The 23,650-nt window shown below is 41.2% G+C and carries 15 protein-coding genes and 2 pseudogenes; 16 read left to right on the forward strand and 1 reads right to left on the reverse strand.

Annotated features, from left to right (window positions below; genetic code table 11):
* The 6 genes from PAEAM_RS14720 to vanG form a co-directional block, all read left to right on the forward strand.
* Window positions 1-3,245 (forward strand): Ig-like domain-containing protein (locus tag PAEAM_RS14720; RefSeq protein ID WP_100528073.1); only part of this gene is annotated, 3,245 nt, incomplete at its 5' end.
* 107 nt (window positions 3,246-3,352) lie between these two features.
* Entirely contained in the window at window positions 3,353-4,447 is a 1,095-nt protein-coding gene (locus PAEAM_RS14725; protein ID WP_100528074.1) for a hypothetical protein, read from the forward strand.
* Between the two features lie 466 nt (window positions 4,448-4,913).
* Complete coding sequence (locus PAEAM_RS31815) at window positions 4,914-5,078, forward strand: hypothetical protein (RefSeq protein WP_165789932.1); 165 nt, start codon at window positions 4,914-4,916, stop codon at window positions 5,076-5,078.
* Between the two features lie 260 nt (window positions 5,079-5,338).
* A complete protein-coding gene (alr, locus tag PAEAM_RS14730) occupies window positions 5,339-6,493 on the forward strand; it encodes an alanine racemase (RefSeq protein WP_100528075.1) in 1,155 nt (384 codons plus the stop codon).
* Between the two features lie 139 nt (window positions 6,494-6,632).
* Window positions 6,633-7,265, forward strand: coding sequence for a D-alanyl-D-alanine carboxypeptidase family protein (locus PAEAM_RS14735; RefSeq protein ID WP_279303091.1), 633 nt, complete (start codon window positions 6,633-6,635; stop codon window positions 7,263-7,265).
* 53 nt (window positions 7,266-7,318) lie between these two features.
* Window positions 7,319-8,371, forward strand: a complete 1,053-nt coding sequence (gene vanG / locus PAEAM_RS14740; protein WP_100528077.1) for a D-alanine--D-serine ligase VanG — start codon at window positions 7,319-7,321, stop codon at window positions 8,369-8,371.
* Window positions 8,372-8,564: 193 nt separating this feature from the next.
* On the opposite strand, the pseudogene PAEAM_RS14745 reads toward vanG, so the two are convergent.
* Window positions 8,565-8,981 (reverse strand): annotated as a pseudogene (locus tag PAEAM_RS14745) (5-methyltetrahydropteroyltriglutamate--homocysteine S-methyltransferase); the annotation flags it as partial.
* Between PAEAM_RS14745 and PAEAM_RS14750 the strand changes: the two are divergent.
* The 10 genes and pseudogenes from PAEAM_RS14750 to PAEAM_RS14795 form a co-directional block, all read left to right on the forward strand.
* Window positions 8,967-9,430: pseudogene (locus PAEAM_RS14750) on the forward strand (IS3 family transposase); the annotation flags it as partial. The pseudogenes PAEAM_RS14745 and PAEAM_RS14750 overlap by 15 nt on opposite strands.
* Before the next feature lie 523 nt (window positions 9,431-9,953).
* The gene (locus PAEAM_RS14755) at window positions 9,954-13,061 is read left to right on the forward strand and encodes a hypothetical protein (RefSeq protein WP_100528078.1); all 3,108 of its coding nucleotides are present in this window, start codon (window positions 9,954-9,956) and stop codon (window positions 13,059-13,061) included.
* A gap of 902 nt (window positions 13,062-13,963) precedes the next feature.
* The gene (locus PAEAM_RS14760; RefSeq protein ID WP_100528079.1) at window positions 13,964-14,527 is read left to right on the forward strand and encodes a hypothetical protein; all 564 of its coding nucleotides are present in this window, start codon (window positions 13,964-13,966) and stop codon (window positions 14,525-14,527) included.
* A gap of 299 nt (window positions 14,528-14,826) precedes the next feature.
* On the forward strand, window positions 14,827-15,261 hold the full coding sequence (locus tag PAEAM_RS14765; RefSeq protein WP_100528080.1) for a hypothetical protein: 435 nt from the start codon (window positions 14,827-14,829) through the stop codon (window positions 15,259-15,261).
* 246 nt (window positions 15,262-15,507) lie between these two features.
* Entirely contained in the window at window positions 15,508-15,912 is a 405-nt protein-coding gene (locus PAEAM_RS14770; protein ID WP_223200059.1) for a TrbC/VirB2 family protein, read from the forward strand.
* 104 nt (window positions 15,913-16,016) lie between these two features.
* Complete coding sequence (locus tag PAEAM_RS14775) at window positions 16,017-16,331, forward strand: PrgI family mobile element protein (RefSeq protein WP_091037044.1); 315 nt, start codon at window positions 16,017-16,019, stop codon at window positions 16,329-16,331.
* Between the two features lie 18 nt (window positions 16,332-16,349).
* Entirely contained in the window at window positions 16,350-17,282 is a 933-nt protein-coding gene (locus PAEAM_RS14780) for a hypothetical protein (RefSeq protein WP_091037047.1), read from the forward strand.
* Window positions 17,230-19,281, forward strand: a complete 2,052-nt coding sequence (locus PAEAM_RS14785) for a VirB4 family type IV secretion system protein (RefSeq protein ID WP_223200057.1) — start codon at window positions 17,230-17,232, stop codon at window positions 19,279-19,281. Before PAEAM_RS14780 ends, PAEAM_RS14785 begins: the two co-directional genes overlap by 53 nt.
* A complete protein-coding gene (locus tag PAEAM_RS14790) occupies window positions 19,281-21,710 on the forward strand; it encodes a hypothetical protein (protein WP_100528082.1) in 2,430 nt (809 codons plus the stop codon). Before PAEAM_RS14785 ends, PAEAM_RS14790 begins: the two co-directional genes overlap by 1 nt.
* 50 nt (window positions 21,711-21,760) lie before the next feature.
* Complete coding sequence (locus tag PAEAM_RS14795; RefSeq protein ID WP_243391371.1) at window positions 21,761-23,650, forward strand: bifunctional lytic transglycosylase/C40 family peptidase; 1,890 nt, start codon at window positions 21,761-21,763, stop codon at window positions 23,648-23,650.

The raw sequence follows: 23,650 nt of genomic DNA on the forward strand, positions 1-23,650 counted from the left end.
TGATGGTCAGTCCGACTAGCTCTAATGTGGTGCAAGGAGATACAGAGCAACTAACGGCCACTGTGAACGTCAGCGGTGGAGCGGCGCAAACTGTTACGTGGAGCAGTAGTGACACGAACGGCAATGTTACGGTAGATGCGAACGGACTGGTGAGTGTAGCAGCAAATACCCCACCTGGTCCTTATACAATTACAGCAACGTCAACGTTTGACGGTACTAAATCAGGTAATGCAACGATCACGGTTACCTCGGCACCGGCAGTAAACAGTGTGACGGTCAGTCCGTCTAACCCTAGTGTGGTGCAAGGAGATACAGAACAATTAACCGCCACTGTGGATGTAAGCGGTGGAGCGGCTCAAACCGTTACGTGGGCCAGTAGTGATTTGAACAGCAATGTTACGGTAAATGCGAACGGACTGGTGAGTGTAGCAGCAAATACCCCACCTGGTCCTTATACAATTACAGCAACGTCAACGTTTGACGGTACTAAATCAGGTAGTGCAACGATCACGGTAACTTCAGCACCAGCAGTAAACAGCGTGATGGTCAGTCCGTCTAGCCCTAATGTGGTGCAAGGTGATACAGAGCAACTGACCGCCACTGTGGATGTAAGAGGTGGAGCGGCTCAAACCGTTACGTGGACCAGTAGTGACACGAACGGCAATGTTACGGTAGATGTGAACGGACTGGTGAGTGTAGCAGCAAATACCCCACCTGGTCCTTATACAGTTACAGCAACGTCAACGTTTGACGGTACTAAATCAGGTAGTGCAACGATCACAGTTACCTCGGCACCGGCAATAAACAGTGTGACGGTCAGTCCGTCTAACCCTAATGTGGTGCAAGGAGATACAGAGCAACTAACGGCCACTGTGAATGTCAGCGGTGGAGCGACCCAAACTGTTACGTGGAGCAGTAGTGACACGAATGGCAATGTCACGGTAGATGCGAATGGATTGGTAAGTGTGGCAGCAAATACCCCACCTGGTCCGTATACAATTACAGCAACTTCTTCTTTTGATAGCACCAAGACAGGTAGTGCAACGATTACAGTGATTTCTGCACCAGAAGTCAACAGTGTAACAGTGAGTCCTACCTATTCAAGTGTGCTGCAAGGTGACACACAGCAGCTGACAGCTACTGTGAATGTAAGTGGGGGAGCAGCCCAAACCGTTACATGGAGCAGCAGTGATACGAGCGGAAATGTCACAGTGGATGAAAATGGATTGGTAAGTGTCGCTCCAAACACCACACCTGGTCCATATACGATTACCGCGATATCAACGGCCAACGGCAGTAAATCGGGCAACGCTACAATAAACGTAGTTACTGAAATCGAACAATTCACTGTGACGATAAACAATTTGGTAGGCGGCACAATTAGTGTTGCCCCTACGATCTCCCCAGCCGGTAACTTAATTAGCTTGAACATTCTACCGGATTTCGGGAAGAGAGTAAAAATAGGATCGCTGAAGTATATCTTTAATTCTGTGGGTTATCCGATCGTGGGTGAAACTTTCATCATGCCAAGCGGGAATGTTACCATTAGCGCAGAGTTCGAAGATATCTCAGAGACGATACCTTTTTTAAGTATTGTGGCTCCATTATTTTCACCTGTAACGGTTGGTTATGAACAACCTTCTGCAAAGAAATTAATCATCACGAATGCCGGGGCGGCTGATACCACCATTCGTAGTCTGACTTCCAGTGAACCCAATACATTTGTGGTTGAAGGAAGTGGCAATAATGTAGCTGCGGGTGAAAGTATCGACACGTGGAGCGTTAGACCGGTAGTAGGCTTACCAGCCGGAACCTATACTTCTGTGATTACAGCTGTTTATGGAGACGGGGAAATAGCAACAACTAACCTTGTACTTACTGTCAATTCTTCCAATAGTTCAGGTGGCGGTGGAAATTCAGGCAATAGCGGCAGTGGAGGAGGCTCACAAGGTGGCGGAACACCATCAACAAACCCACCTCAGCTAGAGCCAAGTGGTGTCCCTGTTGTAATAAACGGTAAGTCAGAGAAGATCGGCAGGTTGGATACAAAAATCGTTGATAATAGAACCATAACAACTCTTACGCCGGATCCTAGCAAACTTCTAGAATGGTTGGCGAAAGAAGGTCAGAATGCTGTAGTGACTATTCCTGTGAATGAGTCATCGGATTCCATTGTGGGAATATTAACAGGGGATGTTGTTAAAAAGATGATAGAGCAATCTGCCGTCTTAGAACTGGTCACCCCGCTTGCCACGTATAGACTACCTGCGAGCCAAATCTCAATTGAGACGGTAGTGGGTCAACTTGGTGCGGATGATACACTATCAGACATGACGATTGAGTTAACAATCTCAAAAGCTCTTCCTTCGGAATCAAGCATTGCTAAGGACTCGGCAATTTCAAAAGGTGCTTTACTTTTAGTGGATCCTGTCCATTTTACGTTAATGGCTGAATTTAATGGTTCAAGAAAGGAAATAAATCGCTTCAATACGTACGTTGAACGGTATATTCCACTTCCGGAGACCGTCGATCCAAATCAGATTACGACAGGAATTGTTGTAGGGTCGGATGGTTCCACTCATCATGTACCAACTTATGTCGAGAAGAAAGATAATCGCTACCACGCAGTGATTAATAGCTTGTCCAATAGCTTGTACACTCTGGTTTGGCACCCAGTCGAATTTACTGATGTGACGAACCATTGGGCAAAAGACGCAATCAATGACATGGGATCACGAATGATTGTTACGGGAGTTAGGGAGGATATTTTCGAACCGAATAGGAGCATTACACGTGCAGAGTTCTCTGCTATGGTTGTAAGAGGGCTGGGTATAGTACCGTTAACTGGCGAAACTTCATTTATCGATGTAAATAAGTCCGATTGGTTTGCTGATTATATCTATACAGCTCACGAATATCAATTAATTGAGGGTTATAATGATGCTGAATTTGCTCCTATGGATACCATCACTCGTGAACAAGCTATGACAATTATTGCGAAAGCGATGAAGATCACAGGTATCAATCCGGATTTATTGCCTGATCAAGTAAACACGTTGATCGGACAATATAAAGACGATTCATCGATTTCAAGCTATGCCAGAGGTCATATAGCAGCTGGTTTAGCAACGGGTATTATGAATGGTAGAACAACGACTACGATTCAACCGAAGGGCCAAATCACACGTGCTGAAGTGGCTACGTTACTTCAAAAATTACTTAAGAAGTCGAATTTGATTCAATAGAAGCATGAAAGCGAAGGATCAGACCAAGAGGGTCTGATCTTTTGCTTATTAAGATTCCAATGAGCAAATACGATCTGTATTTTGATTAGTTAAAGAGAGGGGATTCAATGAATAAGTCACGTTTGGGGAATGCGTATTTAAAAAAGACTGTAATTATATTAGGTATGTTTTTATTGTACTTTCCATTGTTTTTAGTTATATCCATGTTACTTTTCGGAATAACTAACATAGTCGATCCGGGTGCATATTATAGATATGCTACTGAGAGCAAGTATAGTGAGGACGTCTTTTTCTCACCTGAAATTGATGCTAAAACAAAAATAGGGAATACCATTACAAAAACTTTTATTGTTATGGAAAAAGATCTACCAGATAACACCCAAGCAATGTTTCATGAGCTTTTAACAGAGGAGAGTTCATTTCTCTCACAGCTTAAAGAAAATAAGGCGTATATGGATTACTTGGTCGATAATAACTTAACTCTTGAAGAATTAATTACATATATGAAGTCGATCTCTAATTTAAGCAATGAAATTTTAAATGGTAGTTTGTACTTTTCAGCAGTAATAATATTTATCATTGTATACATCCTGTTCCGCTTTAGATTAGAGTTATATTGGTTAGCAGGAATATTGTATGTATATTCAAATCTGGATGGTTTTACGTCAGGAATCTTTTCAAATATTTTCTATAACCCTATGCGTTGGGCGAGTATGATGATTGGACAGGAATACACAATAAATCAATACAACATGTACATAGAGTTTTTACCTAAAATCAAAGAAGCATTTTTGACTTTCATTATCTTTGACACTGTAGGCCAAATATACAGGGAGAAATGGGAGAAGAAAAGATTAAAAAAACTCACAGAGATTTATGTTTCATTAGGTGCAGCTTTAAATTTGATGAGAGATTTAAGAGCTGCAAACAGTAACACTCCCTTCATAAAGATTACTAAGGTGAACATTGATTTATATTATCTAAGTAAATATGCATCAAAAAACAGAAATGATATTGCCTTAAAAGAAGTGAGAGAGCTTACAATAATGTTTTTACGTAGAATTGAATCTAGTTCACTATCACTAGACGATGTCATCCGTTTTTTAGAGAGATTAATAGTGGAGTTAAATGGCTCGGAGGACTTCAAAAATAAAATTAATCTCGTTACAATTTTATCAAACAATCAAGTTAAGGGAGGTTGATATAAATTTTCAAGAGGATTCATTTTGGTGATACTTGCTCCTACACTTTCAAAAGGAACGGTGCTATTTCGAACGATCAGCGTCACTTCTCCGGTGGAGGTATAGTCAGCCGCCTTCCAGAGCGCTGACGACTTCCCATTGATAGGACAGAGTCCCTTCAGGCGCGCCATCATCGCACCTGGTGGTTCCCAGATCTGCGCTCAAGGTCGAGTATTGGGATTTATTTCATTATATCTTCAGAGAAGTTACGCTTCTCCACATAGTACGCTTATGAAATGGAACAGAAAGATTTTTCCCCGTTCCAATGTACGAGCACCTGTCCTTCATTTATAAAGTGGAGATAATGGGGATCTGTCTCATCCATTCTGGATTTGGTCATAATAATTTGCTTATAGATGCCTCTTGCTTTTGGTACCTTTGGGATCGATTTTTGGTTGTTTCAAGATGATGCAATAGATCGTCTCCGTTGAGAAATTCCGCAAATCGTCAAAATGGAAAATTCACCGTCGTTATGGGAGGCTTCGAGAATCGTGCAGATGCAGAGAAACATTTGAAACAATTTACGGTCCGGGAGGACTACAGTGAACCACTGTATGTTGATAGCTGGATGAGCAATGAAAATCTACAATAATGAAAGAAACCTGCCCTAGTGCAGGTTTTTTTTGTTGTAACTATGAGATGTGGAGAAGTGCAAATCTGTAATCTTACATCGTTGTCAGTTTTGTGTAAGTTTGATCGATAGGAGCTGAAGTGGCCTTAATATACACTTAAATCAATTCAACGCACCACATTCACACCTTTAGGAGGCCAAACTATGAAAAGTGCATATGCGGATCTACTAAAAATAGTAAGTAAAAACATACCATCTATTCGGTTGAGGGGATTATTCGAATGTACCGAGATACATGGGCTGAAATAGATTTAACGAAAATTCGCGAGAATGTCATACAGATCCGCAAATTTCTACCCCGTTCGGCCAAATTAATGGCAGTTGTTAAAGCAAATGCATATGGCCATGGAGATATTGAGACGGCCAAAGAAGCAGTAGAGGCAGGCGCGGATTATTTAGCGTGTGCCTTCATTGAAGAAGCCATCCGCTTAAGAAATGCCGGCTTAGCACAACCGATTCTTATTTTGACTCCGATACGTCCCGAACTTGTACCTCTGGCTCTGGAACATGATTTGATGATTACCGTTACACAAGCTTCATGGTTTCAGCAGATGAGAAAATACAAACCTGTTCATACCCGGCATAAGCTATCTGTGCATGTGAAAATGGATACTGGACTTGGGCGAATCGGTATACGTACGGAAGAAGAATGGCTTGAAATGGTTCCATGGCTCCGGGCTCCAGATGTAATAGTAGACGGGTTCTATACTCATTTCGCGACAGCGGGTGAGACAGACAACAGCTATCTGCAGCTTCAGATTCAACGCTTCCTGGAAATGAAAGAATGGAGCAGTATATCCCAGATTCCAGTCAATCATTATCACTGTGCGGGAAGTGTGGCAGCACTTCGATTTCCGGAATTGTGTATGGATATGGCTCGAATAGGAGCTGCAATTTATGGTTTTTATCCGGAAAAACTAGTATCGAACATCCAGGTAAAGCCTGCATTCAGTATGCACAGTAGATTATTGCAAACGAAAAGATTAAAAAAGGGCGAATATGTGGGTTACAACAATGCTTATCAAACAGACTCCGATCAATGGATCGGAACAGTGCCTATCGGTTATGCAGATGGATGGTCGCAGAGAATGCAAAATACGAAGGTGTTGGTGGAGGGGCATCAAGCAGAAATTATAGGAAAAATCTCCATGGATCAATTGATGATTAAGCTTCCCAAGTATTTTCCGGAAGGATCCAAAGTGACCTTCATTGGTTATTCAGGTGAACAGAAAATTACGGTTCAGGAACTGGCCAATCATATCGGTGGTGTATCTCAAGAAATAACGAGTTCCATCACGGACAGAGTATTGCGAATCTATAAAGAAGGCGGGGAAATTCAACGTGAAATCACGGGAAGTCGTACAACAACATATTGAAATCAGCGTAAGTAACGAAGAACTATGTCACGGGCACTTAGTGTTAATAAATTTTCAAAACCCAATCAGAAGGCAAGTACAAGCTAATCAACTAGAGTCCTTGGATTCCTTACTTTCAATAAAGAAGTTAAATAAGGAGATGCTTCTGGAGAAGCAGTGCTTCAAACAATTTCATGCTCTACTTAAGGCTTGTGGGGGGATGGATGAAATTGTCGCTGTCAGTGCATATCGAACCAAAGAAGAACAATCCCAAATCTATCAGGATTGTTTGATAGAACAGGGACCAGAATATACTTCCAAATACGTAGCCTTGCCTGACCAGAGTGAGCACCAAACAGGGTTGGCTATCGATGTCGGTAAATTGAAATCGAATATCGATTTTATTGCACCTTCCTTTCCTGACACGGGCATATACAGGTCCTTCAGACAACATGCCATACAATTCGGTTTTATTCTTCGATATAAGCAAGAAAAAGAATCAATCACTCGTATTGCGTATGAGCCATGGCATTTTAGATATGTAGGATACCCCCATTCCAAAATCATGGAAGAAAACAATCTATGTTTAGAGGAGTACATCGATTTTGTACAGCAATATCGGTACTCTGGAGAGCAGCTCACAGTTAAAGCAAAGGACATGACAATCCAGATATATTATGTTCCAGCGGATAAAGAGGCGTCTAGTCATATCCCGATCTTGAAATGTGATTCTTATCGGATATCAGGAACGAATCGTGAAGGATTCATTGTTACGACTTTCTCCAACAATTAAGTTATAACAATAGGAATTATATAGATTATATTACATTTTAGGAGGATTTTAAGATGCAGAAGAAGTCGATTGCGGTATTGTTTGGCGGATGTTCAGGTGAGTATAACGTATCTTTGAGTTCGGCTGCTTCAGTGATTGAAAATTTGGATACCGAAAAATACAATCTTGTGTTAATTGGAATTACGCAGCAAGGTTCTTGGCTCAGATATAGTGGAACGGTTGAGGATATTCGCAATGATCGATGGCATTTGCATCCGAGTTGTATCCCATCCTTTTTCTCACCGAGCAGAGAAGTCAGAGGACTCATTGAGCTAGTGCATACGGAATATCATGTAACACCGATTGATGTTGTGTTTCCAGTGCTTCACGGCAAATACGGTGAGGATGGAACCTTGCAAGGATTATTGGAACTGTCGGGTATACCGTTTGTTGGATGTGGCATGTTATCCTCTGCGTTATGTATAGACAAGGAACTGGCTCATAAACTGGTGCAGGCAGCAGGGATTGATATACCGCGTTCCCTTACAATACATCGAATTGAACGGATGGAAAAAGTGTTATCAGCAGCAGAAGCACTGGGTTACCCTCTCTTTGTTAAGCCGGCTAGATCAGGATCATCTTTAGGGATATCGAAGGTGAACAATAGGCAGGAATTGATTACTGGGACTGAACAAGCCTTCTTACACGATAGTAAAGTTGTCATTGAGCAAAATATCAACGGTTTTGAAGTGGGGTGTGCTGTATTGGGCAATTCTGATCCCATAATCGGCGTTATTGATGAAATTGAATTGCAGGGACAATTTTTTGATTATTCGGAAAAGTACTCCTTGTTGAGTTCGAAGATTCACTTGCCAGCCCGTATTGATGAGGATACTGCAATGAAGGTTAAAGAGAGCGCTCTGACTATTTATAAAACGCTTGGATGCAGAGGGTTTGCGCGAGTAGATATGTTCCTGGACACTGACGGAAGAATTGTGTTCAATGAAGTCAACACGATACCTGGTTTCACATCGAATTCCCGCTATCCTAACATGCTCCAAGCTAGCGGCATGACTTATGCCAATATTCTTGACCGGCTCATCGAGCTCGCCATTGGTGTGAACTGAGAGCGGTTGAACTTGCGGTTGAGCGAGGATTGGATGGATTCATTGTCGATGATCTCGTTCAAAGGAACGGATATGCAAAAATGAGCAAAAAGGCAGTTTCAGTTTTTATTGGTTCATTTAAAAGGCGGACATTCCATAACATAGGAATGTCCGCCTTTTATAAACGAATTCTTGAATTCTTTATCTATTCAACTTAAACCGTTGCTGCAACATGCTTCTCACGGGGAATCTTGGTTGCATCAACCATGTTGCGCAAGGAAGCAATGGTTTCTTCGAGTCCACGAGTTTTGAGACCGCAATCCGGATTAATCCAGAACAGTTTAGGATCCAATACACGCAAGGCACGTTCGATCATGCTTGTCATTTCATCCACACTTGGAACACGTGGGCTATGGATATCATATACGCCAAGTCCAATGCCCAGTTTATACGTGTTCAACTCAAAGCTGTGAATGAGTTCACCGTGACTGCGGGACGTCTCGATCGAAATAACATCGGCATCCATCGCTTCGATGGAATCATTCATGTCATGGAATTCTCAATAGCATATATGTGTGTGAATTTGAGTCGTGTCTTGAACCGTGCAAGTGGAAATACGGAAAGCTTTGACATCGGAGAAAAACTATATTTATCTCCCATACTTGATCTGTATAACGGAGAAATTATTACATATACGATTGGTTCAAGACCGGTCTACTCGCTTGTTTCCACGATGTTAGATCAAGCATTTTGCAGTTTAACAAAAGAAGAAAACTCCTTATTCATTCGGATCAAGGCTGGCACTACCAGATGAGACCATATCGTCATGCCCTTGAAAAACGTGGCATCACGCAAAGTATGTCCCGTAAAGGGAACTGCTACGATAACGCCGTTATGGAGAACTTCTTTGGCATCATGAAATCCGAGTTTTTGTATTTAAAGCAATTTGAAAATATCTCATATTTTAAACAAGAACTATCCAAATACATCGATTATTACAACAACAAACGCATTAAGGCAAAACTAAAAGGCATGAGTCCGGTACCGGATTCATGCCCAACAAGTTGCTTAAAGAGATAATCTGTCTAACTTTACGGGGTCACTTCAACAAGACGTGGTTTTTTATTTTTTGGAGGAGGTTTATTTCAGCAATATATTCTTTCTATTTCGACATTGAACTAACTACTTGTGGACGGCTCTTTATTGTGGGATAGAAAAAAGATAAAGACAACATGGACATTTAATTGGCAGTGAGATAATAACGTTGTACATAAATTTTTCATGTAGTTGTGTTGTTTTAATTTCAACATGCTGTGTAAAGTGATCATCGCACCATAACTATTAAAGAGATATGCATAATACATGTTAAGGAATAAGTCATGATTAAACCATTCAGTGATGTAAGAAAACAACATTATATAAAAAGCATATTATGAAAATAAAAGTCGAAAATCATCAAAAAAAAATATATATTTATGGATAAAATTAACTTATAATTAGGTATAAAGTGATAATTATCACTTTTCAGAAGTTATTAAATAGAACTTTTGGATTACATAAAGATGAATTAATAATTATCAAGACCTAAGAGGAGGAACCAGAAATGGGAGTTGCAGAAGTCAAAACTCAGTCATTGTGTTCCAATGTTCAGCGGGGAAAAAAAGAAGATTTTATTTATCTAACAGCTTCCGATTTAATCTTAAAGCAAGATTACTTTTCGGATGCTACAGCTCACTACTGGGTTCAGGCAGATACCGTCCATCTGGATGGATCGATACGTTTGCCTGGGCGTAATCTAATAATAAATGCGAGAGTTATTTCTTCCCATGGAAACATATCTATTAGTACGTCTGGATTACCCGTTCCTCCGGATCAGGACTTCGTACAAGAACCAAAGGCCGATTCCGGCATTAAAGCGATCAAAAGTGGAGACGATGGCGGAAAGGGTCATGACGGTTCCAGTGGAGCCAATGGGATGGCCGGCGGGCATCTTGTACTGACAGCAGAGCGCTTCAATCTAAAAGGAGAATTGAATCTCTCAGCAAATGGCAGTAATGGAGGTCGCGGGCAAGACGGAGGAGACGGGATGGATGGCCGGCCAGGAGATGATGGAAGAGATGGCGAGACCCATATATTCTGGTTTAATGATCATTCCACATCGGGTGGCGATGGAGGTAATGGAGGAGACGGTGGTAACGCAGGAAGGTCCGGGAATGGTGGAGACGCTGGACATATTTTTATTGGATATGTGGTTTCAAGCGAAGAGCAGAGAGTAACGATGGAAACGAAAGTGGGTATCGCTGGAGCGCCAACCTTGCCCGGAAAAGCAGGAGCTGGATGTCCGGGAGGCATAGGTGGCCTTCAACTGGAGACAGTCTCGGTAGGGAAGAAATCAAGCGTTACAAAGCGCAGCAGTACGAAGAGATCCGCTAATGGAAAGGACGGCGTAAATGGCACAGTAGGGATCAGCGCAGAACATGCAATTGATGGTAAACCTGCTCAATCCATTATTGCACAGATTGGATATAGTCAATTTTATGGAGCGAAAATCGCCGATACGGAAATATATAAGAGGCTATCTCCTGTAGATTTAGAAACTGGCTTAAGTGCCTCACTTGAACGTCAAACATTAACCTTACATAAGGCTGGATTGGCTTATCTGTCTGGGAGTGAGGAGAAACTCGAAGAGGCTGCCGATTTACTAAACTGGCTGCAACAGACAATACCGAATGAGTCCTGGTTTAATGAGGTACGAGCTCAAAGTACCTATTCCGAATTCCAAAGCGATATGCTGGACGCTTCCATTCAGTGGCTAGCACTACGAAATAAAGCGATGATCCTTATTACACAGTTGGGACAGGGTCTAGACTATTTTAGCCATCCATGGAACTGGGTGCCTCTGATGCCTCTAAATAAATATCAAGACTTGGGTGTCAATCTGATAAACGCAGCTCAACAAGCTGAAACGTTATATCGTGATTACATCTTGGCTGAGAACGATCAAAGAGGGCGCTTAAAAGTATTAACCGATGCCATTTCCGTTGCAGTAAATCGAATTAATGATATAGAGGGTCAAAGGCAAGATTCAATTAAAGAGCGGGCACGCTTGGAAATAGAAGCAGACAAGTTATATGAAGATATACTTTCAAAAGAGAAGTCGCTCCAGAAAGTGGCTGAAGAATTTGTAGAAGCGCTACGGAAGAAACTTGCTTTGTCCACCCTGAAGGCTACATTTGATTTGATAGTGAATGGCGTAGCGCTGGTTACCAATGTAACCCCTGCCCTAACGGCGCTCAAAACAGGCGGTGCCATAGCATCAGCAATGAGCAACTACTGGGATACAGGAAAGACCATTGTGATAGACGATACGTTCAAAAACGCCAAAACGGTAGAAAAAGAAAAAAAGAAAAAAGAAGAGGAACTTTCTAAATCCATTAAAAATGTGACTACCGCTGCTTCTTCGGGGTTAGCAATTATAAAGGATGGAATAGAGATTTACAATCTGATGGGGCAAATGCAAGAAGCACGTGATTCCTTTGGATATTCTTCATCCATGCTTGCCATGTCACGTGAGAAATTCGAAGAGATGTTAAAACCGGTTTATGATCAGATGCCGGAAGATAAAGTGGAAGAATATCGTAAGGCCTTTAATCAATATCTCAACGTCGTTGAAGAATACCAGCGCAAAAAACAAGCAGTGACAGCTAAACACCTGGAGGAAGCAAAACTATTTGCTGAAATGGCACAACGACGTGCAGATCAAGACCGAATCAAGCAGGTAATGGGAGATGACGTGGATGCGGGCTTGCCACTGTTCCATACGTATATTTTCGACCTGTACAACGGCTTAAAGCTGGCATTAACAGATTTCCTGTATCAAGAATACCAAGCATATCGCTATATGGTCCTGAGCCAAGAGCTGTTCCCGTTTGTTCAAGATAGCCACGTTGCCGAGCTTAGTCGTATTCATGCCGATATAACCGTTAAGTTGACAAACGCACTAAATGCTTCAGAAAATCCGGTGCAACCATTCAAAAACGTAACGGTTATCTTTAACGAAGCATCTTTCCCAGAGCAATTTGAAACGCTGCGAGCACATGGAACGGCATTCTTCCCCTTGACACTGGATAACCAACTCATTCGGGAGAGAATTGCAGGTAAAGCTCACATGATGGTTAGTGACTGCCACATTCAGATACCTGGTGCACGGAATGCCGCAGGAAGCATTCACATTGAATATACTCACTCAGGTCATTCAACATTTCTAGATTCGTATGGTCAACGTTTTGACTTTGTACACAACAAGAGCCATGGATTCTTTGAATATGAAGTAACTCCGGATCGAGGTGCAACAGGTGATATAGAACCTAAGGAACTCATTCGGAATGAGTCTGGTGGTGCTGTGGGTGACGGGACTAGCAGAATTATGCCAGGTTTATTGTCAGTATGGTCGATAGAGGTACCTGGCGAGGACCGAGGCGGTCTTGTACTTAATGAGGGCGTGGATTTGAGTCAAGTGAAGAAGATTATCATGACCTTCCAAGGGAAGGCAGAGGCTTATGCTGCTAAAGCTCCAGGAACAAAGTTTACCTCTTTTGTAGCAAAAAAACCTATTTCTGAAAAGTTTGCTGATCATGAGATGTTCGGATTACCGGATACTGGAACAGAAACGGAAATAGGGAAAGAAAATTCAATCCTTATTGAACTCTAGTGTCCTATACCAATCCCACAACAGCGAATGCTAGAGATGACTGAATTATTAGGATTAGGATTAATATATGTGTTAGTAAGGGCCACGGTATGACATGGAAAATACTCCATATGGAGGACAATTATAAAAATACCAGACTGGCGTCGGTGCACAACCGGCGTCAGTTTATTTAATTTGCACGTCGGTCATCTCCGGTTGCAGATGTGGAGATTCCTTCCGTTTTGAGATACGAGATGAAGCTTTCTATAGATGTGTGGTCCAGGCAATTATCCCGACGTATATCGTGCGTACTAGAATTTCTGGACGCTGGGAACGACCAATAGTCATGTCTATTTGCTTGGTATACACTTTTAGCAAAGTCTACGATGTATAGGCCTCATTTTCGTTTCATTCTCAGAAGTAGTAGGCTGCAATCTGGTTGTTAAATACGACTTGAATGATACAAGAATCGCTCACTAGATATGGTAGTGCGTAGCAATCGTCATTCACTTCAAATTAAGCTTTTCTGGCTTAAACTCTTGGGTCAGTAGATTTTCATTTGTTCAGAAACTGGGGATCACCCGCTCTGTTTTTTTCTATTCTTTTGTTTATGGTGTTGTCGAGTCGAATTATATTTGGTATTATAGAACTATATCAATTGTTTAATTATTCTATTACCTGAGCCATGAGGCAAACAGGTCATTCTAATTTGAATTATTTATTGGAATATTTATGTCTAAATACACTCTTTAGGTGCTTGAGTATCATTTTGGATACTTCTATGTACTTTTAGGGTTTTTATTATTTATTTTCCTTATTTCAAAACACCTTTGGTGGAGTTAATTCTTCGGATAACCCACTATAGGTGTTTTTTTATGCTATATATTACAAAACCTAATCAAAATATGAGGGGAATCATTTGATTGAAAACTAAAGTCTTTCAAGTGTCAGAGCTACCTGAAGCTCTCAACAACTCTTTAGATGAACTGTTTAAAGCAATTGATGAGAAAAGTGATTTAAAGCGGGAAGGCGAATCTACATCATGTAGTGGTATCAGTGAGGAATTAACGTATACTTCTAAGGAGTACAGAGAGAAAGTTCTTTCTATTAATACTAGAAATGAACAGTTAAGTACTGAGTCTGTTAATACAGAATCGGTTGCAAATCGCTCAAATTATCCTATTGGACTGCGTGAATATTGGGCTTTGAGAGGTAAATATGAATCGAAGCTCGTAGATAAGATTACGACGACCCCTGCATTAGGTGCAACTGGGAACTATGATGTAATGATGGGGAGATTATTCCAAATAAACGGCGTCACAATACTACAATATGCAGAACAACAAATCCAGATTCAGGGAATGCCTGAAATGGAGGGTGCTTACCTTGTAGAAGGCTCATTTGTTAAATCGAACTTGTTTTGTGCAAACAAATTTATTGATCTGGAAACGAATGCTCACAAAAGACTAATAACAGTGGGAGTTTAGACGCTCTCCGCTTTCTCATATATCCGATAGGTACATATGACTATTGGTTGTTTGAGAAAGCGGAGATACACACTGTTATAAGTCAAAATTCCTAATATTTCGCAAATTCATATCGACAATCTTCTAACAGAAGTGTAAAATGATTTCATTCATATGAAGTTTCACATATTTACCCATATGAAAAAGTGAAATCGAAATATTTACATACATAATTTTTACAATAGATTCATATTTGCACTATTTTTTTATATTTTAAATCTTTTGACCTATAACATATACATTTAGTGGAGGCGTTGAAGATGTCAAAACAATTTGCAAGAACCGGTGGTATTAGCGAGGTAATGAATAAGCCACTTGACAATAGTATACTAGTAGAAGAGATCAAGGCTGCTATATTAGTGGAGTGTTACCCATTAGTGATGTCAAAAAAGAAAGAAGGTTCTTTGAAGTTCTCCGTACGTAGCGGACGCCTAGCCATTAATCATGTTTTAGAGAAGAAGGTCCTAAGTCCTAAGACTATGGATGTGTGTACGGGGAAAGCGGAAAGTTCTACTCCTATTGGAATGAGCCGAAAAGGTCTTAAGACATTGGTGATGATTCTCGATTCTGTACTGAAAGAAAATGAACCGATTGATCATGCGACTATTCTAGTTAATTATTCGGTTGAGGAGAATGGGGAGTATGCTGATGGTGAACTTATTGTAGAACGAGGGATACACCATGCTAGATATTAAAACATCTCTTGACATTAAAGCTCTTAGTAAGGATAATCATAGTAGATTATTCTTTAACTAACTTAATACTGACAAGCGGAAGCACCGCCTACCTTGGATAAATTCCAAAGGTTTGGCGGTGCTTTTTTTTGTTCCCAAAAAAGGGGGAATGTACGTTAGATTGTGATTACAAATTGAGTTTAACTCAGTAACACATGTTTTAAAACAAATATGTTAACACCGCTTATAAGCGAAAGGAGAATTATCTTGTTAAAAAAAATTGTATTAACCTTAGCACTTGTGTTCGCTCTATTTCCAGTATTCGGTCTTGTAGTTCATAATAGCGCGAGTGCCAATGGCACTGTAATAGACTCGGAGTTAAAGGACGGAAAAATGTATGATCCCAATGGAGACGTAGCTAAAAAAGCTAATGTCGATAAGGTTAATAAACCTCTCAAGTTGATTGTACAAATTTTTGGAGGCGTAGGGGGCACATGTTTTGTACTGGCTGTCATGTACTACGCAGTAATGATTATCTTTGGTTCGCTTAATCCTCAAAAGGCAGCAACTTATTGGAAAGCTTTGTTGGGCTGTGCTGCGGGGGCATTTGTCTTCTTCGGTGCCGCAACCTTCGCGGATGTTATTGCGGGCTTATCAAATTCAGCGAAGTAGAAGTTAAGCACTGAGCAATGGTCACAATACCGGATATGAGGACGCTATATGTCTGAAATCATATAGGTAACGGTGACCGTTTCTCATTCACTAGGGGGTTGATTATGAACAATGAAATAGTCGTACCGATTGATATCACTCAAGAGGAAAAATCAATTTTGGCTGTCTTGTCGATTCGACAATTTTTAATTATATTTCCTACACTCGTTTTTTGCGGAGTCTTTTTCATCTTCGGGGGGCTTCCCTTTTTGGATGGCGGTGCAGAGTGGATAGGAAAGTTGATTTTATTTGTTATCCTAGGTGCCATTGCAGCTTTCTTTGCATTTTTTAAGTTCGATAAACATGAGCAATATGCGAGTGAGTTTGTCGTTTCTAGGATTAAGTTTCTACGCTCTCAAAAAACGTTCACACATAACTAAACGAAAGAAGGACCTTAAATGCAGATTTTTATTTTTTGCATGATGGGATTCCTGGCACTAATGCTGGTATTCCTAATGATTGCAAAAAAGAGGATGGACAAGAATGAACCTATTATTGGATGGCAAAGAAAACAGCATCTTGAGGAAGTGAGTGCTGGATCCGTAGAGCATCAAAAAAAGAACCTCAATAAACACGAGGAGAAGCAACTCAAAAAAGATCGGCAGGACATGAAGGATCTGATCGGGATTGAGGATATTAAACAAGGCATCTTTGTTAAGCGAAATAACGAATATTGCCTGATCGTCTCTACAGATTCTGTCAATTATGATCTTTTGAGTGCTCAAGCTCGCCAATCCACAATTCTGGGATACAGCAGTTTATTCAGAGTTGTTCGATTCCCAATTCAGATTTTAGGGCAAGCCGTTAGGCAGGATCTACGGAAAGAAGAGAACCGTTGGAAATCTAACTTAGAAAAATGTAATGCACAAACTATGGATTACAACACAAAAGTAATTAATCATATCAAGAACAAATCCGAAAAAGAATTTCGAATATCTCGAAAAGTGTATTATGTGATCACCTACGTCCCATTGCCTAGTAAGATGGGAGCGCTCAAACCCGAACAACGCGAAGAAATGATTCGAAATGAATTATATCAACGTGCGGCAACCGTAGTAGGAATGTTAAGACAATGCGAAATACACGCGGAATTGTTAGATTCCCTCTCTGCTATGGAAGTAATGAAAAGAGCACTAAACCGGGATCGAATGGTATTGAATCCGATCGATGATTTGGTTACACATGGAAGAGAAAAGCTATCTTCGTATATTACTGTCGACGTTACTACCATGCCTGGATTTGAAGATCTAGTATATGAAGTGGAGGAAGTGCGAGACTATGTTCAAGCGTCTGAAAAAGAAGCAAGAGGACTCATCGAAGTTGCAAATTGATGATGTGCGCAAAGGCAGTAAAGATGATATACCACTTTCATTCCCCTCTATCGTTGACAATATGTTGAATGATGGAGCTCATTTTGAGAGTGATTATTTCACTTTGAAAACGGGACTTGGGAATCTGAAATATGGAAGGTCCTTTTTTGTTAAACCGAGTGGTTACCCACGTACGGTTCGAATAGGGTGGCTCGAAGCACTCTTTAGTGGGGACGATTTGGATTGTTCCGTACATATCGAACCAATTGATCGCAACGTTGCGATCAAGAAGCTTCAAGATAAAATTGACGAACTAGATACAGTTATTTATTCTGCTGCAAATCGAAATGATCAAGCCAAAATTGATGATTCCGTTCAGAAGCGCGATGATACAAAATTCCTTCAACGTCAGATAAAGAGCAATCAAAATGGGCTTTATTATGTATCCATTCAAGCAAGTGTCTACGCAAATTCTTTGGATGAGCTTAACGCGAAGTGTGTGGAAGTGGACAATGCTGTATCCGGTGAATCTATTGAAATCATAAGTGCTTTTGATCGACAGAAAGAGGCTTTTCTTTCATGTATGCCACTGGGAAGAAACTATCTTTCTAAATCTGATCGCAATTTGGATCAGCTTGCGCTAACGGCCATTTTTCCTCACGCATCATCTAAATTGAATCATCAAGGTGGATTCCCTATTGGTCGCTATGGTCGTGATTATGTTTACTATAACAACTTTGATGCATCATTAAATAACTATTCCCTTGGCATTTTTGGAGTGTCCGGGTCAGGTAAATCCGTGTTGGTAAAGCAGATTATTGCACGGGGCTACATGGACGGTATTATGAAAAACGTGATCATCGATGTGGAGCCGGAGTATCGTGAATTAACGTATGCTCTTGGTGGAGTGGTCGTTCCGATCTATCCATCCAAAGAAGATGATGTTAGTCGAATTAATCCACTCGATATTTTCCCTGAAAAAGAGATCAAGAACAAAGGCACAGAAGATGAGTTTATTGATGAGAAAATTAACTTGAATGAGAAGGTCAAAGAAGCTCTTGAATTCTTCAAAGTCATGAAAGAATCATTGACGCCAGATAATAGGGGACTAACCGCTGTCGAAATCGGGGTCTTGAATGATATTTTGGAAGAATTATATCTCTCTCGAGGGATAACGGAGGATCCAGACTCTATTTACGAACAAATTGAACATATTGATGACTTTGGCTCTATTACGTACCGCAAAAAGTTAATTGAAATGCCGACGATCACTAATGTGTATGATGCACTTCTACATGAGGCTAAGAATGATTATGGTGAGGAGCTCCGTGAACTGTGTAACGTAGTAAAACTATTCACGAGAAACAAAGCATTTGGTATGTTCGATGGCCAAACCAGAATTATATCCGAAAATAATGTCTCTCTGGATGACGCACCTGTGGTTACTTTTGATATTAGTAAACTTTCAAGTAATGGTATAGAAAGACCTTTAGCTCAACACGTTCTTATGACTTGGGTGTGGAGTAGATTCATCGTTTCTAATCCGAAAGTGAAAAAGCGGGTTATTTGTGACGAAGCATGGATGATGATCAAGTATGCATCCATGATGGAATGGCTTAAAATCCTTTCTGCTAGAGGACGGAAATGGAATGTATCTCTTACTTTAGTGTCTCAACGATATGAAATGTTTGAGCGAACAGAAGCAGCCAGAGATGTCGTGGCTCAGTTTGATACGGTTTGCTTCTTGAGACAAAGTGATCAAGATATTTCCCCGATACTCAATACTTTCAGGCTTTCAGAAGATGTTGGTAATCTCATCAGGACATCTTCAACTGGTCAAGTGCTCATGAAAGCCGGTAAACAGATCGTTTCATTCCAATCTGAACCGACTCCTGAAGAATGGGTATACCTGAATACGAACCAAAACGTCGAAGTTCCGATGAAGAAAAAGACAACTCGTGAAGACATGATAGGTTGGCTTGAAGATAAAACTCATATACCGGCAGGTGGTGTGGCGTGATGAACCGTTCGAATCTGCTACTGGCATTATTGTGTTTAGTAATGTTGCTTGCGGGTTGCGGATCAACGAATACTACGTCAGAAACCGTGGCTGCATCGACAAGCAAAAGTAGTGGAGCAACACCTTTAAGTACAACCGATGGGACAAGTTCAGATGTTTCTTTCAGTCCTGAAGAACTCGGTAGTGGCGGAGATAACAGTGGAGCTCTGGTCGGAGAGAAAACGCAAGAAATGTTAGACAAAGCAGAAGATGATGCGAACCTAATGAACGGTTTTATTATCGGACAAGCCAACAATCTATTTAAGATACCTGGTATTAATAGCATCCAAAACTTGGTGTTTGGTAATCCCTACAAGACATGGGGATTCGGTGAAAATGAAAAAGACGAGCTTGTTGATGGCATCTTTTATCAATCTGAAATGGATCATGTCATCAATCCACTAATTGCTACGTTTTCAGGAGTCTATGCAACCATTTTGATGCTAGCGATCATGATGTCCAGTTTAAAGTTTGGAATGAAAGCACACAGTCCTCAGTCGAAAGAAGATTTCTGGAAAGATATCCACATGTATGTAGCATCCGCGTTTTTTATGGGTCTTTTCTGGATGTTATTCCATACGTTGATGGCACTGAATTGGGGAATTGTACAAGGCGTGGGTTCTACGCTTAAAGGGCTAGGAAAACCTCTAGATGGAGTTTCTATTATCGCAACCGCTACAAATGATGGTGCATACTCATTTAAGATGGGAGATCTCTTTGTATTCTTAGCAGAGTGGGGCCTTTCAGCATATCTTAACTTTATTTACATTGCACGAAAAATAATCATTGTTCTCCTTTGTGTGATGTCGCCTTTTGCAGCCTACAGTTTGTTATTTGCAAAAACGCGTTCATTTTTTGGTACCTATATTAAAGAATTGTGTGGAAATATCTTTCTACCGGCTATTCATGCGATTATTCTATTCGTTTTCGTCCAAATGGCAGGTAATTTAGGTTCTGGGATGGGCCCAATGATATTTAAACTTGGCATGATCATTATGTTTGTTCCTATAACCGGCATGGTAAGTAAGTGGCTTAACCTCGGAGACTCGAGTTCTTCTGTAGGTCGAGCTGCGAATGCTATGGGCTTGGGGGCTATCGGCGGAGCCATGATGTTATCTAAAGGTGTCATGAATATGTCCGGAAAAGGGCGTACCACAAACACCACAGGTTCAACAGGTGGGGGAACGGAATCGCCAGGCGGATCTGAAGTATCTATGGGGAACGATGTCGGTGCATCTACTTTAAGTAAGGCTGCAGCGGGTGGATCGGCGTTTAACAAAATCAAAAAGGCTGGCTCAATAACTGGCGGGATTTTAGGGGGTACTGTAGGTTTGCCATTTGGGGGCGCTGGTGTGGCAGCTGGTGCTGCAGTGGGATCTAAGCTAGCAACCGGTGTTTTGCAAGGTACTCGAAATTCAGCTAAAGGTTTACATGGCGCATACAGTACAATTCGGAACGCGGGTCAAGGACAAAATCCAGACGGAACTTCTTCTGGATGGAAAATGTCAAATGTGAAAGAGAAATGGAATGATCTCGCAGAGCGACGTCAGTTGATGGGTAATCTTGGCGAGTCTACTGGGATGCTTGCAGGTGGTGTAGGTGCTGCGATTGGAATGTCGGTAGCCGGCCCACTCGGAGGAGCAATCGGTGGTACGCTTGGCAATAAGTTTGGAACAGCTGGTAAATCTATGGGACAAATGTTGTCAGGTGTAAGCCGTCAAAGAGCATTTGATTCTGGAAGTGGAATGCGAGCTGATGGAACGATGAGTCCACGTGGGATGACATTAAATAGTCTCTCTGAAGATCCACGTTTCAGTGGGAGTCAAGCTCGATGGAACCAAACGAATGACCGCTCCTGGTATGAAGCCAAGGACCAGTCAACTGGAAAATGGGAGAAAATTGGGGGCTATGGTGCAGGTGATGCTTCTCTCAAAACGGGTCAACAACGAATGGTAGATTATCAGATGCGTAATCCGAAACAAGACGGCCAATGGAATCGTCAAGAGAACGGTTCATATATGCGATCTATTGAACACCCGAGTACTGTTAGTCCGGTCAATGTGAGGCCACGAACTGAGAGAGCATTAGTTGGGATGAGTGGATCAACAGCGGATCTTGGAAGAAGCAGTGAGGCTTATATTGCTGACAGTGGTGGCCAAAAGCTATACTCCGACAACACGTTTGACATGCGAAGACTTAATCCTGAAGATTACTTCAATCATAAACAACCAGGCAAAGCAGGTGGAGATGACAAAGTGGCTGATATGGTTGGAAAGGTACCGCAAGCTACGCGAGCAACCGGTAGGAATCTAATGCAAGGTGCTAGTCGAGTTGCATGGGCTCAATCAGGTGCATATAACAAGGGAAATAGAACAAGTGATATATCTTAATCAAATTTGGTGGGTATTGAGGATGTCTCGTAGGAGATATCCTCTTGCGATTGTGGGGTGAGAAATTGAGTGCGAATGAGATAGGCGGTCAAGCTGCTGGACAAGCAGGGGGAGCATTAAAAAAAGGCGGTACAAAAGTAGCCTCTAAAGCGGTAGGAAAAGCGGGGAAGTACCTAAAAAAACTACTCATGAAATTCTTGAAACAGCTTGTATTATCGATTGGGAAGCTTATTGTCTCATTGATAGGCCCTTGGGGATTGGTAATAATCTTAGCTATTCTTCTTACTTTAGCTGCCCTCTCTGCCATTCCATTTGCGGACTGGTTTTTAGGTGGGAATGCTCGTAGTGAAGAGCAACATGCGGCGGATGTAAAATATGAAAAAGAGTTCAAATCTGCAGCTGATAAAACAGTTGCTGAACTTTGGGGGATTGAAGCAGATAAAAACTGGCTTAATCAAGTTGTGAAGACTGTAAAACCGAGTTGGGGCATACCTGCATCTCTTGTTCGCTATGAAATCATGGTAAATGAAAAGAAAGTTGAACTATCTGATTATAAACCCGAAGAATTGATTAAGAGCTTTCAACCCTCATTTTCTTATACTACAGTCTCCGATGATAAGGAAAGAACAAAATCTATTGTAGCGTGTACGGTTACAACTACAGATGGAGAAGGTAACTCATCTACACATACGACAACTGAAGAGACTCGATCAGAAAGCACCAGAAAAGCACATGATGTGCTATCAGATATTACATTGGATTACGGCCATATGAATATTAAGCCCCTGAAGTTGTACTATCCTGGGGGTACAACGACAATAACAGATCAATGGGATCTTGTGGGTACAAGTACTAGTGGTGATTGTACTACGACCACCTATCAGCAATATGATCATACTACTGTCGATGATCGCTATGTCCCGGACTTTGTGGTTGATGGTGAAAAGTTCCAGCAAATACTAATTAACCTCGGGGTAGATAAAGATGATATGAAATTATTCTATGAGTTTATATCCGTTGCTGATCCTGATTGGAATCCTGCTTTATATGGAGGTAAGGCATCAGCGAACTATAGTGGTAATTGGTTGCCAGGCACAGCTTCAGTTCCTGCTGTGGTCTTGAGATATGAACCTATAGTAAGGAAGTATCTAGCAATGGTAGGGTTAGAGGAACATACTCAGTTGCTGCTAGCCATGATCATGCAGGAGTCTGGAGGCAAATTGCTAGATGTTATGCAATCTTCCGAATCAATTGGGAAACCGCGTAATTATATTACCGATCCTGAATTATCAATCAAAGTAGGGGTAGATCACTTCTCAACAGTATATAAAGCTGCTGGGGGAGATGTGGAAATAGCACTCCAAGCGTATAACTATGGTTTAGGTTACGTTAAATATGCACTAAACGCTGGTGGATATTCTAAGGAAAATGCATTAGGGTTCAGTTTAATGATGCGAGAGATAAGTGGCTCAAAGGGATATGGTGATCCCAATTATGTAGATAACGTGATGAGATACTATAATGCAACAAGTACGGTCATAAAAGTTCCGAATGATGGCCAGATATTTGATGTACAAGAGGTACTAGACGTTATGACTAAATATCTCGGGCATCCATACTTATATGGTGGAAGAGATCCATTCGGAAAAGGTATTGATTGTTCAGGTCTTATAGAATTTGCTTTTAGGCAAATCGGAGTCGATTTGTCGGGCTCTACAAGAAATCAATATGATAAAACAGTTGAAATAAGAGCCGAAGACGCCAGACCAGGGGATTTTGTGTTTTGGTCTACCTATAAGGCGGGTCCTTCACACATAGGCATGTATCTTGGAGATGGCAAGTTTATCAATTCAGGAAGTACGTATGGCGTAAGTATTGATACTATGCACCGTTGGAGAAAGATACCTTTCTTCGGATATCGTCGTCTTGTTGAAAAATAA

Origin of the sequence: Paenibacillus sp. GM1FR, assembly GCF_002803315.1 — a bacterium.
GTDB lineage: Bacteria > Bacillota > Bacilli > Paenibacillales > Paenibacillaceae > Paenibacillus > Paenibacillus amylolyticus.